The 16,628-nt window shown below is 43.0% G+C and carries 10 protein-coding genes and 1 tRNA gene; 9 read left to right on the top strand and 2 right to left on the bottom strand.

What is annotated here, in order from left to right:
• The first annotated feature begins 353 nt into the window (after positions 1 to 353).
• Positions 354 to 5,900 (top strand): family 20 glycosylhydrolase, encoded by a 5,547-nt coding sequence (locus RUMTOR_RS09960; RefSeq protein WP_004847598.1) that lies wholly within the window; start codon positions 354 to 356, stop codon positions 5,898 to 5,900.
• Between the two features lie 139 nt (positions 5,901 to 6,039).
• Here the strand turns inward: RUMTOR_RS09960 and RUMTOR_RS09955 are convergent, their stop codons facing one another.
• Positions 6,040 to 7,371, bottom strand: coding sequence for an HlyC/CorC family transporter (locus RUMTOR_RS09955; RefSeq protein WP_009242386.1), 1,332 nt, complete (start codon positions 7,369 to 7,371; stop codon positions 6,040 to 6,042).
• Between the two features lie 297 nt (positions 7,372 to 7,668).
• On the opposite strand from RUMTOR_RS09955, the gene murB reads away from it, so the two are divergent.
• The 6 genes from murB (at position 7,669) to RUMTOR_RS09925 (ending at position 11,890) form a co-directional block, all read left to right on the top strand.
• The gene (murB, locus tag RUMTOR_RS09950) at positions 7,669 to 8,574 is read left to right on the top strand and encodes a UDP-N-acetylmuramate dehydrogenase (protein WP_009242385.1); all 906 of its coding nucleotides are present in this window, start codon (positions 7,669 to 7,671) and stop codon (positions 8,572 to 8,574) included.
• Positions 8,575 to 8,576: 2 nt separating this feature from the next.
• Complete coding sequence (rapZ, locus tag RUMTOR_RS09945; protein ID WP_004847595.1) at positions 8,577 to 9,455, top strand: RNase adapter RapZ; 879 nt, start codon at positions 8,577 to 8,579, stop codon at positions 9,453 to 9,455.
• A 4-nt stretch (positions 9,456 to 9,459) separates the two neighbouring features.
• Complete coding sequence (gene whiA, locus RUMTOR_RS09940) at positions 9,460 to 10,419, top strand: DNA-binding protein WhiA (RefSeq protein WP_004847594.1); 960 nt, start codon at positions 9,460 to 9,462, stop codon at positions 10,417 to 10,419.
• Entirely contained in the window at positions 10,416 to 10,676 is a 261-nt protein-coding gene (locus RUMTOR_RS09935) for an HPr family phosphocarrier protein (RefSeq protein WP_004847593.1), read from the top strand. Before whiA ends, RUMTOR_RS09935 begins: the two co-directional genes overlap by 4 nt.
• A gap of 103 nt (positions 10,677 to 10,779) precedes the next feature.
• Positions 10,780 to 11,712, top strand: a complete 933-nt coding sequence (locus RUMTOR_RS09930; protein ID WP_004847592.1) for a diacylglycerol/lipid kinase family protein — start codon at positions 10,780 to 10,782, stop codon at positions 11,710 to 11,712.
• A 106-nt stretch (positions 11,713 to 11,818) separates the two neighbouring features.
• Positions 11,819 to 11,890 (top strand) — tRNA-Glu (locus RUMTOR_RS09925).
• A 29-nt stretch (positions 11,891 to 11,919) separates the two neighbouring features.
• Here the strand turns inward: RUMTOR_RS09925 and RUMTOR_RS09920 are convergent.
• Positions 11,920 to 12,819: an NAD(P)/FAD-dependent oxidoreductase gene (locus RUMTOR_RS09920; protein WP_004847591.1), complete on the bottom strand. Its 900-nt coding sequence runs from the start codon at positions 12,817 to 12,819 to the stop codon at positions 11,920 to 11,922.
• 374 nt (positions 12,820 to 13,193) lie between these two features.
• Between RUMTOR_RS09920 and fba the strand changes: the two genes are divergently transcribed.
• On the top strand, positions 13,194 to 14,057 hold the full coding sequence (gene fba, locus RUMTOR_RS09915) for a class II fructose-1,6-bisphosphate aldolase (RefSeq protein ID WP_004847590.1): 864 nt from the start codon (positions 13,194 to 13,196) through the stop codon (positions 14,055 to 14,057).
• Between the two features lie 347 nt (positions 14,058 to 14,404).
• The gene (locus tag RUMTOR_RS09910; RefSeq protein ID WP_004847589.1) at positions 14,405 to 16,519 is read left to right on the top strand and encodes a glutamine synthetase III family protein; all 2,115 of its coding nucleotides are present in this window, start codon (positions 14,405 to 14,407) and stop codon (positions 16,517 to 16,519) included.
• Positions 16,520 to 16,628: the final 109 nt, after the last annotated feature.

Below are 16,628 nucleotides of genomic sequence, written 5' to 3'. Positions count from 1 at the left end.
GGTCGGCGAAGCTGCCGGTAGCTTCCACAGAAAGAATTTCTGTAAGTGGGATTATCATAACATACTTACTAATTAGAAGCAATGATCTTTTATCTATTCAATTTTCACCATTAAAAAATATCAGAGTAGCTTAATGGCGAAAGGGAAGCAAAGAAAATCCCCTTTTGAATTGTCGAAATGCACAAAAAATATGATTTAAAATAGAAAAAGTATACAAAAATTATATTTTGTGTAAATAAAATATACCTGAAAAATGTAAAGGTGTTATAATGAATATGATTATGCTCGGTGTTTTGTGAAAAACATAGATTATGTCTAAATCACCGTAACAAAGATTAAAAAGGAGAAAGTGTATGAAAAAGAAAGTAGTGAGCTGTTTGTTGGCAGCGGCTATGGTCGTAAGCAGCGGAGCGGCTGTTCCGGGATTTTTCTTTACGCCTGAAAAGGTACAGGCTGAGGAAAATGATACGAAAGCGGAAAAAGAAAATCTTGCGTTAAAAGGTACAGCTGCGGCAAGCGAAGCAGAGGCTGATTCCACATCGGCGGCTAAGGCGATTGATGGAAATAAAGGTACGCATTGGGGCACATCACAGAACAAAGTGACAAACGAGTGGATAGAAGTGACACTTGAAAAGCCGACGAAAGTAAGCGAAATCAAGGTGTTTTGGGAGAGAACGGGAGCAGCCGGAAATCATCAGAATAACATCAAGCAGTGGAAAGTTGATGTGAAGACGATGAGCGGCGAGTACAAAAATATTTATCAAAAGACGGATGAAGATACATATGCGCCGTCAGAGCAGACGATCACAGTGGCAGAGGACGCGCAGGAAGTTGTGACTGCAGTTAAGATCACAGTGAACAAGGCGGATAGAGGACCGGATGATTTCTGGAGCAATATCGGACTTAGCGAAATAGAAATTTACGGAGAGGAGTCCGATATCGAAGCGGCAGAGAATAAGAATCATGTGAATGCAGCAGGCGTTACGGCGGAAGCGTCTACGACAGAGGCATCTTCGCTTCCGGTTTCTAATATTAAAGACGGCAACAACCAGACGCGCTGGGCTTCGGACTATTCGGAAGCAAGTAAGCAGACGGTAACGGTAACATTTCCGAAGGTGACGCTTGTAAAAGAGCTGGATTTTGATCTTCATACTCGAGACGTGGCGCCGATGCCGTCTAATGTGAAGTCCTTTGATCTTGTTTATGCAGATGCGGCAGGAACAGAGCATACGGTTAAGATCAGCAACGCGAAATCGACAGAAAGCGGCAAGACAGGCTATGTGACAAATGTACAGCACATTTTTGAGACGCCTGTTTATATGAAGAGCTTCAAGATGACGAACTTTGATCTTCAGATTGACATTGAAGGACAGAACGGATATAACAACATCAGTATTCTGGAAGTGAGAGCATATTCCAATGATCAGTCTGAGACGCCGCAGGGTCAGACACTTGACGAGGTTGTTGCTTCGATCAAAGGCACTAAGATTGCAAAAGATGTAAATGAATTTACACTGCCGAATGTACCGGACGGATTTACGATCGAGTCGAACGGAGCTGATTTTGAGCAGATCATCGGAGAGGCGGATAAAGAGACAGGAAAACTTCCTGTTGTTCATCCGATGACGGACAAAGAAGTGCAGATTTCTTTCAATGTAACTGAGACAAAAACAGGAAATGTGAAAAATACCGGAGATCTTGCATTTACGGTAGAAGGTACGAAAGATACTACAAAGGCGAAAAATGCGAAACCTTCGGTTATTCCGGAGATACAGGAGTGGTTTTCGGAATCCGATCAGAAAGTGTCGGTTGATACACTTACGGAAGTAACATACAGTGATGATTCATTAAAAGCGATTGTAGATGAATTTGTATCGGATTATAAGGATTTTACAGGCAAAGAGTTAAAAGCAGGCAAGAGCAGCGAAGGAAAGGCAAATGCCTTTAACTTTAAGAAAGCCGCGCCTGATGAGCTTCTTGGCGACGAAGGTTATACGATGGATATCAAATCCGACAGGATCGACGTACAGTCTGTCTCTGTGACAGGTAATATGTACGGTATGCAGACGATCCTTCAGATGTATAAGGGAAGTGAAGACGGCGGATATAGTATCGGTACGATGCGCGACTATCCGAGATACGAGACGAGAGGATTTCTTTTAGACGTTGCCCGCAAGCCGGTTTCTCTTGAGATGATGAAAGAGATCACAAGGACGATGCGTTATTATAAGATGAATGATTTTCAGGCGCATTTGTCGGATAACTATATCTGGCTTGGCGAATACGGAAAAAATGGAACGGAAAACAATGCGTTTAGTGCGTACGAGGCATTTCGTCTTGAATCCGGATTGACAAACGAAGCAGGAGAAAGTCCTACTGCGAAAGATTACTCGATTACAAAAGAACAGTTCAAGAAATTTATCGCAGACGAACGCGCGGTAGGAATGAATATTGTTCCGGAGATCGACGTTCCGGCGCATGCATTGTCATTTACAAAGATCTGGCCGGAATTGAAAGTGAGCAATAAGCTTCATAACAACAACCCGCTGATCGATCATTTTGATCTGACAAACGACGCTGCGGTTACGAAGATCAAGGAAATTTTTGACGATTATACAAAGGGAACGAATCCGACTTTCGATGCAGATACGGTTGTTCACATCGGAGCGGATGAGTTTATGGCGGATGCAAAATCATACAGAGAGTTTGTCAACGAGATCATACCATATGTAGACAAAACGAATACCGTTCGTATGTGGGGCGGCTTGACGCAGATCAAAGACAATCCGCCGACAGAGATCAACAAAGACGCTATTGATGGCGTTCAGATCAATCTTTGGTCAAAAGACTGGGCAGACGGAATCGATATGTACAATATGGGATATGATCTGATCAATACGATCGACGATCACGGATATCTCGTTCCGGACGGAAGTCTCACAAGAAAAAATGCTTACGGAGATTTGCTGGACATAGGCCGTATTTTTAAAGACTTTAAAGTAAATAATGTAAGAACGAAAAACGGAGCTTATAAAGCGGTTCCTTCAGGAGACGATCAGATGCTCGGCGCGGCATTTGCCCTGTGGAGCGACAACATTGACAGAAAAGCTTCGGGACTTTCCGAGTCTGATCTGTATTGGAGATTCTTCGATGCGATGCCGTTCTACGCAGAGAAAACCTGGGCGGCAACAGGACAGGAAAAAGGAACTTCGGCAAAGCTGACAGCTCTTGCAGAGAAGATGGGAACAGGTCCGAATACGAATCCGTATTATCAGGAGGAGAAAAAAGGCGAAGAGTATGAGAAATATGAGTTCGCTGATATGAAAGACAGTTCAGAGAATAAACGAGATCTGAAAGAAGGAAAAGGCGCGGAAGTCAAAGATGGCGTATTGAATCTTGGCGATGAAGAAAGTTATGTCACAACTCCGATCGAGCAGCTTGGAAACGGCAATGCTATTTCCTTTGATCTTGAACTGAACAAGCCTTCCAAACCGGGAGATATTCTGTTTGAGGCAGATCCGGCGTACGGAACGCACGATATCCGGGTGATGGAAAACGGAAAATTAGGATTTACAAGAGAGCTTTACGATTATTATTTCGATTATGAACTTCCGGTAGGAAAGAAAGTCAATCTGAAAATTGTTTCTACACAGCAAAAGACAGAATTATTTGCAGACGGTCGATCCGTAGGAACGGCTGTCGGAAAATTCGTGCATAACGGTCAGGTGAAGAAAGAAGGAATTAAAAACGCTACGTTTGCGCTTCCGATTGAGCGAATCGGATCTAAGACAAATGCGCTTGCAGGAAAGATCGACAATGTTGTTGTATCGGCAGTGAATACAGAAGATAAGTATAATAAAAAAGATTGGACTATTACTACAGACTCAGAATATTCCAACAATTCTGCGACAGAAGGTGAAGTTACAAAGGCGTTTGACGGAAAAGCGGATACAAAGTGGCACTCAGAGTGGCAGGCGGGAGCAGGAGAGACAAACGGAAGACTTCATGACGGAGCGCCGACAGGTCAGGGTACGGTAGATACGATATTCGCACAGGCAAAGTTTGACAAAGGTTATGAGATCGACAGGATCGCATTTACACCGAGACAAGATCAGCCAAGCGGATATGTAACAAAGGCAGACTTATATATTCAGACAGAGAAAGACGGAGAAATGAAGAAAGTTGTCACAGACGCACAATTTGCGGCAGATAAGACGCAGAAAGTATTCCGTTTTAATAAGCAGACTGTATATGGATTCAAGTTTGTTGCGAAAGCGTCCAATGACGGATGGGTAGCAGTGTCTGAATTCAATGTAGGCGATGAGATTCAAGTTGTCGAATCCGGAAAGAATACAATTTTCGTAAATGCAGAAAAAGGCGGAAAAGCCGAGATTGTCGGAGCAGAAGCAGGAAAACCGTTTGAGGTGGATAAAGGAGCGAAAGTAACGGTAAAAGCAACTCCTGATAAAGATTATCATTTTGTAGGATGGTATCATTCATCTAATGCAGAAACTCCGGTTTCTACAGATGCAGAGTACGAATTTACGGTATCGGGAAATTATGCGCTGACAGCGAAATTTGAAAAAGATAATGTAACGCCGCCGGTTGAAACAAAAGATGTTACATCTATCGACAAACCGGAAAAAGTAACGGTAGAAGAAGGAACAACATTTGAAGATCTTAAGAAAGACCTTCCGAAGACAGTGACCGTACATTTCGGAGAAGGCGAGAAAGCAGAGACGGCAGACGTAGAAGTGACATGGGAAAAGGGAGAATATAAAGGAGAAGCAGAAAAGACATATACGTTAAGCGGAACACTTGGAAAACTTCCTGAAAATGTTACGAATACGAAGAATCTGAAAGCTGAGATCGAAGTTGAAGTGACAAAGAAAGAGGTAACGCCGCCGGTTGAGACAAAAGATGTTATATCCGTTGAAAAACCGGAAAAAGTGACGGTAGAAGAAGGAACAACATTTGAAGATCTTAAGAAAGACCTTCCGAAGATAGTGACCGTACATTTCGGAGAAGGCGAGAAAGCAGAGACGGCAGACGTAGAAGTGACATGGGAAAAGGGAGAATATAAAGGAGAAGCAGAAAAGACATATACGTTAAGCGGAACACTTGGAAAACTTCCTGAAAATGTTACGAATACGAAGAATCTGAAAGCTGAGATCGAAGTTGAAGTGACAAAGAAAGAGGTAACGCCGCCGGTTGAGACAAAAGATGTTATATCCGTTGAAAAACCGGAAAAAGTGACGGTAGAAGAAGGAACAACATTTGAAGATCTTAAGAAAGACCTTCCGAAGATAGTGACCGTACATTTCGGAGAAGGCGAGAAAGCAGAGACGGCAGACGTAGAAGTGACATGGGAAAAGGGAGAATACAAAGGTGAAGCGGAAAAGACATATACGTTAAGCGGAACACTTGGAAAACTTCCTGAAAATGTTACGAATACGAAGAATCTGAAAGCTGAAATCAAAGTTGAAGTGACAAAGAAAGAGGTAACGCCGCCGGTGGAAAAAGAAGAGTACACGATTACAGTCAGTGTAAACGATTCGAAGATGGGAACTGTGAAGCTTAATCCGGAAAAAGACAGCTATAAAGAAGGAGACGTTGTAACTGCAACGGCAGCGGCAAAAGAAGGATACAAATTCGTGAACTGGACGGTAGACGGAAAAGCAGTTTCAGATAAAGCGGAGTTTACGTTTAAAGTTGACAGAACGCTGACTTTGAAAGCGAACTTTGAAAAAGCAGCGGAAAATCCGAATCAGGAAGATCCGAAGGATGATGATAAAGCAGTGCAGACAGGAGACACGGCAGGATCACCGATCGTTCCGATCGCAGGACTGGCGTTGGCAGCAGGCGCTGTTATGGCAGCTGTTAGAAAGAAAGAAGACTGATGCTGTGCAAGTGATTGGTTATCGCTGATATAATAAGATTTAAAAGAAAGACATAATAAAAATTCCGTATCAAGATCGGTAAGATCGAGATACGGAATTTTTATATGCTCATTTATATTCGATATAGGTATAAGATGTATTATTTTTCCTCGGTGAAAGCTGTCTGTGCGGCGCTTTCAGAGGAAGAAAGTTCGCTTTTGTTGTCAGCATCATGTTTTTCTGGAAGATACATACGAACAGATTCTACCCGGTTTTTATCAAGCGCCTCCACGATAAGGCGAATTCCGTTATCGGTACATACTTCATCTCCGACTTCAGGGAGGCGATCCAGATGTTCGATGATAAATCCGCCGAGGGAATCGTAATCTTCGGATACAAGATCCGTTTCCAGACGGTCGTTTATATCGTCCAGATTCATAGATCCTTCGATGATATATTCTTGTTCGGAAATCTGTCGGAACATATCGTCCTCTTTTTCGTCGTATTCGTCATGAATCTCGCCTACGATTTCTTCCAGAATATCTTCCAGTGTGATCAGTCCTGCCATTTCGCCATATTCGTCAAGGACAATGGCGATGTTAAAAGTAGAATCCCGCATTTCCACAAGAAGTTCGGAAATATCTTTGTATTCATATGTGAAATGCGGCTCGCGCATAATATCACGAATGTTGAACGTCTCTGTCTTTTTGTTATAGAGCAGAAGATCTTTCATATTAATAATACCGACGATATTGTCCGGAGTATCTTCATAAACAGGAAGACGTGTGAACTTATCTTCGCGGAAAATGGCGATCAACTCTTCGTAAGTATTATTTACTTCTGCGAATGTAACGTGAACGCGGGGAACCATAATATCTTTTGCGTTGGCATCGCCGAGATCGAACACGTTGTAGATCATCTCTTTTTCGTCTGATTCGATTACTCCGTCTTCGTGACTTACATCGACGATCGTACGAAGCTCGTCCTCTGTCATTGCGGTTGAAGCTGCGTTCGGATCGATACGGAGCAGAAACATAAATGCGCGCGAAAAAAGGTTGATGATGAAAATAAACGGAGTCAAAACGATCATAAAGAATCGGATGATCGGTATAAATTTTAGAGTTAATTTTTCCGTGTTCATTGTAGCGTAATTTTTAGGGGTAATCTCTCCGAAGACAAGGATCATAACCGTTAAAACAGCAGTGGCAATGCTGACCATATAACCGCCGAATGAATAGGCGAGAGAGGTAGCGATTGCCGATGCGGAAAGGTTGACGATATTGTTTCCGATCAGAATGGCGCTCAGCATTTTGGAAGTTTTATTCTCCACAATATCAAGAGCCAGGGCGGCCCGCTTGTTGCCTGATTCGGCAAGGGAACGCAGCCGTATTTTATTTACGGACATGAGCGCTGTCTCGCTTGATGAAAAAAATGCTGAAAGCACTAAAAGAATTATAAGTATAATTAGTTGAAAACTGTCACCAGAATCCACAGTTCTAAATTCACTCCTTTTTAATAAAAAATAAAATAAGCCATTTTATGGCATGCAAAAATATAGATACCTCATCAGTATACACTCTTTTGGAGAAATTTGCAAGAATCGGATAATAATGACAAGGAGCGGATAATAATGACAAGGAACGGAGAAGAGAATCCGATAATATCAGTAAAATCGGATATGCGGCGGTAATCGGTGACGTTTCGCTTTACTTTGCATTAGGCGTGAATTATAATGTATCATTATAATGAAGATAATTAATATATAAAAAACAGAAATATGGAGATATTTATGGAGTTGTATAAAGCATTATGTGAAATATCAGGAGAAGGTAATGTATTAAAAGACGAACCGATGAAGATGCATACGACATTTCGCATTGGCGGACCGGCAGATTATTTTATTCAGCCGTCGAAGATAGAAGAGATCCGCCGGATCGTTGCTGTGTGCCGGGAGTGCTCTACCCCATATTATATTATGGGAAACGGGAGTAATCTGCTTGTAGGTGACAAAGGATTTCGGGGAGTGATCGTACAGGTCTTTAAGCAGATGAGCGATGTGTATGCAGACGGAGAGCGCGTTTATGCACAGGCGGGAGCTCTTTTATCAAAAACGGCTGCTGTTGCGTGCGAGGCGTCGCTTACAGGGATGGAATTTGCATCGGGCATTCCGGGAACGCTCGGCGGCGCGCTTCGTATGAATGCGGGAGCATACGGCGGAGAGATGAAACAGATCGTCGAAAGTGCGGAAGTGCTTACGTCTGAAGGCGAAGTTTTAAATTTGACGAATGAAGAACTTGGTATGGGATATAGAACAAGTGTTATTGCGAAAAATGATTATGTGGCTCTGTCTGCGGTTTTGAAACTGGAGAAAGGAGATCGGCAGGAGATCCGTGCATATATGGAAGATTTAAAGGAACGACGCGTTACAAAGCAGCCGCTTGAATTTGGAAGCGCCGGCAGTACGTTTAAGCGCCCGGAAGGGTATTTTGCGGGAAAACTGATACAGGATTCCGGTATGCAGGGATATAGAGTCGGAGACGCTCAAGTGTCTGAAAAACACTGCGGATTTGTTATCAACAGAGGAAATGCTACGGCAGCGGAAGTCATGCAGTTGATGAAAGATGTTGCGGATAGAGTGGAAGAGAAGTTCGGGGTACGGTTAGAACCGGAAGTAAGAAGGATAGGAGAGTTTTAACAATGCGTTTTGTTATCGTGACGGGAATGTCAGGGGCAGGAAAATCGACAGCGCTTAAAATGTTGGAGGATATGGGGTATTTTTGTGTAGACAATCTGCCGATCCCGCTTCTTCCGCGTTTTGTGGAGATGTTCAGCGAACCGGACGAAGAAGTGAAAAAGATTGCGCTCGGGATTGATATCAGAGGAGGACAGGATTTCGGAGGACTGAAAGATGTTCTTGATGAGATGGATGTCAAAGAGATCGAGTACGAGATTCTTTTTCTTGACGCGCAGGACGATGTGCTTATTAAACGGTATAAAGAGACAAGACGTCAGCATCCGTTGAGCGGTTCCGGGCGTGTTGATACAGGGATTGCAAAAGAACGAGAAAAGATCATGTTCTTGAAGATGAGAGCGACTTATATATTGGATACAAGTAAGATGCTTACGAGAGAATTGAAACTGGAACTTGAGAAGATTTTTGTGAAGGGACAAAACTTTTGTAATCTTTATATTACAGTTATGTCATTTGGTTTCAAGTATGGGATTCCAAGCGATTCGGATCTCGTATTTGACGTGCGTTTTTTGCCCAATCCTTATTATATAGACGGACTTCGGGAGAAGACGGGAAATGATCCGGAAGTTCAGGATTATGTAATGGGAAATGAAAAGGCGGAACAGTTTTTGGACAAATTAAAGGACATGACAGAATTTCTGATTCCGAACTATATTCTGGAAGGTAAAAACCAGCTTGTTATTTCGATCGGCTGTACGGGAGGAAAACATCGTTCCGTAACGTTGGCGAACGCGTTGTATAAAGTTTTGGAAAAACAGGAAAATTACGGGGTGCGTATTGAACACCGCGATATTGAGAAAGATACAATTACAAAAAGGAAGTGAGACGATGTCTTTTTCGGGAAAAGTCAGAGAAGAACTTTCTGAGAACATCAGTCAGGCGAGACATTGCCGGATCGCAGAACTAGCTGCGTTTATCGGCATGTGCGGAACAGTATCGATTGACAGTTTTGACAGATATCATATTAAGATTCATTCGGAAAATATCGTTGTTGCAAGAAAAGTCTTTACATTGTTAAAAAAAACATTTAATATAAGAACTGATATCTCTGTAAAGAGAAATGTAAAAAGAGAGAGTGTATCATATCTTGTCGTGATAAAAAGTCACGAGGATGCGCTCAGAGTCCTTCAGGCAACGAAGATGATCGGAGAACAGCAGGTGGGAACGGATGCGATTTGCGGATTTAATCCTCTTATAATCCGTCAGGTCTGCTGCAGAAGAGCATTTCTGCGAGGCGTATTTCAGGCGGCAGGCTCTATGAGTGATCCGAATAAATCATACCATTTTGAAATTGTATGCACGATTTCGGAGATTGCCGAGCAGATCAGGTCGGTTATATGCAGTTTTGGTCTTGACGCTAAGATTGTACGCAGAAAAAAGTCTTATGTTGTTTATTTGAAGGAAGGATCTCAGATAGTAGATATATTGAATGTAATGGAAGCGCATGTAGCTCTTATGGAATTGGAGAATGTAAGGATTCTGAAAGAGATGCGTAATTCCGTAAACAGGAAGGTGAACTGCGAGACTGCCAATATTAATAAGACGGTGTCCGCGGCGGTAAAACAAGTCGAGGATATTACATATCTCAGAGATATGATCGGTTTTGAAAATATGCCGGATAATCTGGTTGAAGCGGCATATGCAAGGCTGGATCATCCCGACGCTACGTTAAAAGAACTGGGAGAGAGTCTTACTCCTCCTGTCGGGAAGTCGGGGATCAATCACAGGCTGAGAAAACTGAGCGAAATGGCAGAGAGTCTCAGGCAGAAACAAGGAGGATTATTATGATTAAGACACCTGTTGTAGTAAAGACGGAAGAAGATTTTGATGGACGTCCGATCGCATTGCTTGTTCAGGAAGCAAGTCAGTACGCAAGTACGATTTATATTCAGGTCGGAGAGAAACACATTAATGCAAAAAGTATTATGGGTATGATGAGTCTGAGTCTTGCCGATGGGGAAGAGATCACTGTTGTGACAGATGGAGAAGACGAGCAGCGAGCGGCTGAAGGTATAAAAACATTTTTTGCAAAAGGCAGAAAATAGAGTGGATGGATAAAACGAATAAAAGGAGGAGGGCTGTACATCTGTGTGCAGTCCTCTCTTTTCACGAGATGGAAATAACAAAGTATAGGGGCGGTGACGCAGTATGAAAAAAATGTTATTTATCTATAATCCGAATGCCGGTACGGGAAAATTAAAACCTAAACTTGCGGATGTTTTGGATATTTTTACGAAGAGCGGATATGAAGTGACTGTTTATCCGACACAGAAAAGATATGATGCGGCTGAAAAAATACAAGAAAGCGGGAGTCAGTATGATCTGATCGTATGCAGCGGCGGAGACGGTACTTTAGATGAGGCGGTTACAGGAATGCAGCTTTGTAACTGTAAAGTTCCGCTGGGATATATCCCGGCGGGGACGACGAATGATTTTGCGACAAGTCTCGGCATCCCGAAAGATATTCTTGAGGCGGCGGAGACGGCGGTAAACGGAACGGTCTTCCCGTGTGATGTAGGGATGTTCGGGGAAGATTATTTTGCATACATCGCAGCGTTCGGACTGTTTACGGACGTGTCTTATGCCACGGATCAGAATGTGAAAAATGTTCTTGGGCATATGGCGTATATTTTGGAAGGCGCGAAAAGAGTGTTTAATATTCCGTCTTATAAGATTAAGATCACGCATGACGGCGAAGTGATAGAGGATGAGTTTATATTCGGAATGGTGACAAATTCCCGATCTGTCGGTGGATTCAAGGGGATTATCGGTCCGGAGATCGTATTTGACGACGGAGTATTTGAAGTTACGCTGATCAAGACACCGAAAAACGCAATAGAATTGAATGAACTTCTCGGCGCGATCGTGATGAAACAGTTAGATTCAAAACGGATGTATTCGTTTAAGACGGGAGAAATTAAGTTTGAGTCAGAGGAAGAAATCCCGTGGACGTTAGACGGAGAATTTGGCGGGGCGCACAAAGAAATTACCGTTAAAGATAAGAAGCAAGCCGTGCAGATCAAAGTTGACTCAGAGGTGGCGGCAGGTTTATCAGTGGATTCCGAAAAAGTAAAAAAGTAAAATGTAAAAAATAAATCAAAAAAATTAAAAAAATACTTGCATATAGTAAAAACATATGTTATATTTATATTCGCTGTGAGGAACACCAAACAGCGAATATAAATAAGGCTCCGTGGTCAAGCGGTCAAGACGCTAGCCTCTCACGCTGGAATCAGGGGTTCGATTCCCCTCGGAGTCATTTGGAAAGTCCGTATTTACGGACTTTTTTTATTTTGCCAAATGGATTCCCGCGACTGTTCCGTCTGCGACTGCCGTTGATACTTGACGTACTTGTTTTACTCGGATATCTCCGACTGCATAAACTCCTGCTATGTTTGTTTCCATATTTTCATCAACCGGGATAAATCCGTTATCTAATTCTAATTCTGAATATAACTCTGTGTTCGGTGTCGTTCCGGCGTAGACAAAGATACCGCATCCGCAGTCTGCGATCTTTTCGACAGAACCTGTCTTTTCATCGGAAATTTCCAACGCTTCTACCTGTTCTGCTCCATATACGGCGTGAAGTCTTGATCCTAAACGCAGTTTTATGTTTGGAGTTTGTTCTGCTTTGTTTTTAAACTCCTCAATGCAGCCGAGTGTATCTTCAAAATGAATGATCGTAACTTGTTTCGCAAATTTTGATAAATACAGAGCTTCCTTTACAGCTCCGTCCGCGCCTCCTACGACGTAAATGTTTTTGTCTGTATATTTTCTTCCGTCTCTTTGAGCGTTCATTCCCATCCCTTTGCCGGTAAGTTCTGCTTCTCCGGGGATGTTGAGTTTTCTGGGGGTTGTACCGTTTGCCAGAACGATTTTTTTTGCATCATAGGCGCCGTCTTTTGTGAACACTTTTTTAATGCTGCCCTGCAGCTCAACTTGCGTCACTTCTTCGTATATGATATCAATACCTGTATTTTCTGCCTGGATTTTCAGTCTCTTGGCAAAAGAACTTCCGGTTTCTTCTGTCATAATTCCCGCATAATGGGTAACGGTAGATACTTTTCCGATCAATCCTCCCACGGTGTTTTTTTCTGTGATCAACACTTTTTTTCCTCTGCTTGCCGCATAAATTCCCGCGCTGATCCCTGCCGGTCCTGCTCCGATGATCACTACGTCATACATCATAACTTCATCCTCTTTTCTTTCATAAATTGCATTTTAAAGTGTTCCCTTAATTCATACTATACACTTGGATAGTTATTTTGTAAAATTATAATAAACTATATATTCATAAATATTTATTATGATAATAGGCATTATATAAAGAGCGGATTATGGATATTTTCAAAATATAATATGAAGAAAACAGTATTGTAAAATCGTTATGAGAGCGTTATTTGAAATTTCATTCGTGACGTCTGTAATATAAATCGAATTTTGATTGTCTTTTTTTAAGAGATAAGCTATAATGAACGCAGAGCTTAAATTAACATTTTCGGTCAGATGCAGCTTGCTTATGAGATGTATCTGCGCGGAGAAGAGAATTGGAGGAAAACAATATGTTAGTATCAGCAACAGAAATGCTTCAAAAAGCAAAAGCAGGACATTATGCAGTAGGACAGTTCAATATCAACAACCTTGAGTGGACAAAAGCAATTCTTCTTACAGCACAGGAGTGCAACTCTCCGGTAATCCTCGGTGTATCTGAAGGAGCCGGAAAATATATGACAGGATATAAGACAGTTGTAGGCATGGTAAACGGAATGCTGGAAGAACTCGGAATCACAGTTCCGGTTGCTCTGCATCTTGATCACGGCAGCTACGAAGGATGTATGAAGTGTATCGAAGCAGGATTCTCATCTATCATGTTCGATGGATCACATTATCCGATCGAGGAGAACGTAGAGAAGACAAAAGAGCTCGTTAAGATCGCTCATGAGAAGAACATGTCCATCGAGGCAGAAGTCGGTTCTATCGGCGGAGAGGAAGACGGAGTAATCGGAAAAGGCGAGTGTGCCGATCCGCAGGAGTGTAAGATGGTTTCCGATCTCGGAATCGATTTCCTTGCAGCAGGTATCGGAAATATCCACGGAAAATATCCGGAGAACTGGGAAGGATTAAGTTTTGAGACTCTGGATGCGATCCAGCAGCTTACAGGCGATATGCCGCTCGTTCTTCACGGAGGCACAGGTATTCCGGAAGATATGATCAAAAAGGCAATCAGCCTCGGCGTTGCTAAGATTAATGTAAATACAGAGTGTCAGCTTGCGTTTGCGGCAGCTACACGCGAGTATGTTGAAGCAGGAAAAGACCTTGAAGGAAAAGGATTTGACCCGCGTAAACTTCTTAAACCGGGTACAGACGCAATCATGGCTACTGTAAAAGAGAAAATGGAATTATTCGGTTCTATCGGACAAGCTTAAGCAGCGGCGCAGCATATCTGACGTCTGCTTTCGGCGGCTGAATTTTTCAAAAAAATACTTGCCTTTTTTAGTTGGCGGAGTTATACTGACTGACAGAGACATGAACAGGGGCGTTCCAGCATAGCATGGAGTGCCCTTTTTGTAATAGCAACGAGCTAAAGCACGGGAGTGCCAGAGATCTTGGCGGCTGCTTACGATCCCGGAATGTTCTCTTCGGTGCTTCCGGTGATTTATGGTATGCCATAATCTTTTTTGTATTATATTGTAAAAGCAGTAATACATAGAGTAGTCTGATACAAAAAAGCGTTCATGCAGTCTTGTTAAAAGGTAGGAAGGAAAGGTGAATTATGAGTACAGAAGCAATCAATGTAGCTGAAATTTTTGGACAGAATGTTTTTGACGATACAGTGATGCAAGAGCGTCTGCCGAAAAAGATTTACAAAAATCTGAAGCACACGATCGAAGAGGGCAGGGAACTTGATCTGGAGACGGCCGATGTCATAGCTCATGAGATGAAAGAGTGGGCGATTGAAAAAGGCGCGACGCATTACACACACTGGTTCCTGCCTTTAACAGGCGTTACGGCAGAAAAGCATGATTCATTTATATCGGCTCCCCAGCCAAGTGGAAAAGTTCTTATGAGTTTTTCGGGAAAAGAATTGATCAAAGGAGAACCGGATGCTTCCTCGTTTCCGTCAGGAGGATTAAGAGCTACGTTTGAGGCAAGAGGGTATACAGTGTGGGATTGTACTTCTCCGGCATTTATAAGAGAAGACGCGGCAGGCGCGATCCTGTGCATCCCTACTGCATTTTGTTCTTATACCGGAGAGGCGCTTGATCAGAAAACACCGCTTCTTCGTTCGATGGAAGCGCTCGATACGCAGGCAATGCGTCTGCTTCGCTTATTCGGAAATACAACTTCAAAGAAAGTGACGCCGTCTGTCGGTGCGGAACAGGAATATTTCCTTGTAGATTCAGAAAAGTTTCTTCAGAGAAAAGACCTGATCTATACAGGAAGGACGCTGTTTGGCGCGATGCCTCCGAAAGGTCAGGAGATGGACGATCACTATTTCGGAACGATCAGACAGAGAATCGCATCGTTTATGAAAGATGTAAACGAAGAACTTTGGAAGGTAGGCGTTACGGCGAAAACTCAGCATAACGAGGCTGCGCCGGCTCAGCATGAGCTTGCTCCGATCTATGCAAAAGCGAATATTGCGGTAGACCATAATCAGATCGTGATGCAGACTTTGAAACGGGTGGCAAGCAGGCACGGAATGAAATGTCTGCTCCATGAGAAACCGTTTGCAGGGGTGAATGGATCGGGAAAACATAATAACTGGTCGCTGATAACAGACGATGGCATCAATATGCTCGAACCGGGAAAGACACCGCATGAGAATATTCAGTTCCTTCTTGTTCTGACATGTGTTTTGAAAGCGGTCAACAGACACGCGGAACTTCTCAGAGAATCTGCGGCTGATCCGGGAAATGATCACCGGCTTGGGGCAAATGAAGCGCCTCCGGCAATTATTTCCGTTTTCCTTGGAGAGCAGCTCGAGGATGTGATCGATCAGCTTGTAAGTACAGGGGAGGCGACACATAGTTTGAAAGGCGGAAAGCTGGAGACGAGTGTGCGTACTCTTCCTGATCTGATGAAAGATGCGACAGACCGGAACAGAACTTCTCCGTTTGCATTTACGGGAAATAAATTTGAATTCCGTATGGTAGGTTCGAGAGACTCGATCGCATCTGCCAATATTGTGCTCAATACGATCGTGGCGGAAGCGTTTTCGGAAGCATGTGATGTTATGGAACAGGCGGATGACGTTCAAAAAGCGATCCATGACCTGATCAAGGAATATGCGATCGAGAACCAGAAGATCATTTTTAACGGAGACGGATATTCACAGGCATGGGTAGAAGAAGCGCAAAGAAGAGGACTTCCAAACATTAAGTCTATGGTTGAGTCGATCCCGGCGCTTGTATCTGATAAGTCGGTAGAACTTTTTGAGAAATTCGGAGTATTTACACGCACAGAGCTTGAATCCCGCGCGGAAATTCGCTATGAAAATTATTCAAAGGCGCTCAATATCGAGGCTCGTACGATGATCGATATGGGAAGAAAACAGTTTATTCCGGCGATCATTAAATATACAAAGACGCTGGCGGATACGGTTAATTCGGTAAAAGCCGCAGGTGTGGATGCCAGTGTTCAGCTTGCGACGCTTGATGAGATTACCGTGCTGCTCAAAGAAGCAAGCCGCGCTCAGGCACAGCTTGAGAAAGTGACGGAGACGGCTTCTTCCATGGACGACGGTCCTGATAAAGCGGCTTATTATTATGAGACAGTGTGCCCTGCAATGGAGGATCTGCGTGCGCCGATCGACAAGCTGGAGATGATCGTTGATAAAGAGGCATGGCCGATGCCGTCTTATGGAGATCTGATATTTGAAGTATAATTAGAAACAATGTTCTTGCGAACGATGTTTCGATAAAGTGGAAACAGAGACTTTTTGAGATATGATTCCGAAAGCCTCTGTTTCTTTTTATAATTGACATCTGAAAAAT

This window comes from [Ruminococcus] torques ATCC 27756 (genome assembly GCF_000153925.1).
Taxonomy (GTDB): Bacteria; Bacillota; Clostridia; order Lachnospirales; family Lachnospiraceae; genus Mediterraneibacter; species Mediterraneibacter torques.
Note: the sequence above shows the minus strand (reverse complement) of the source record. Positions and strands in the feature narration are given on the sequence as shown.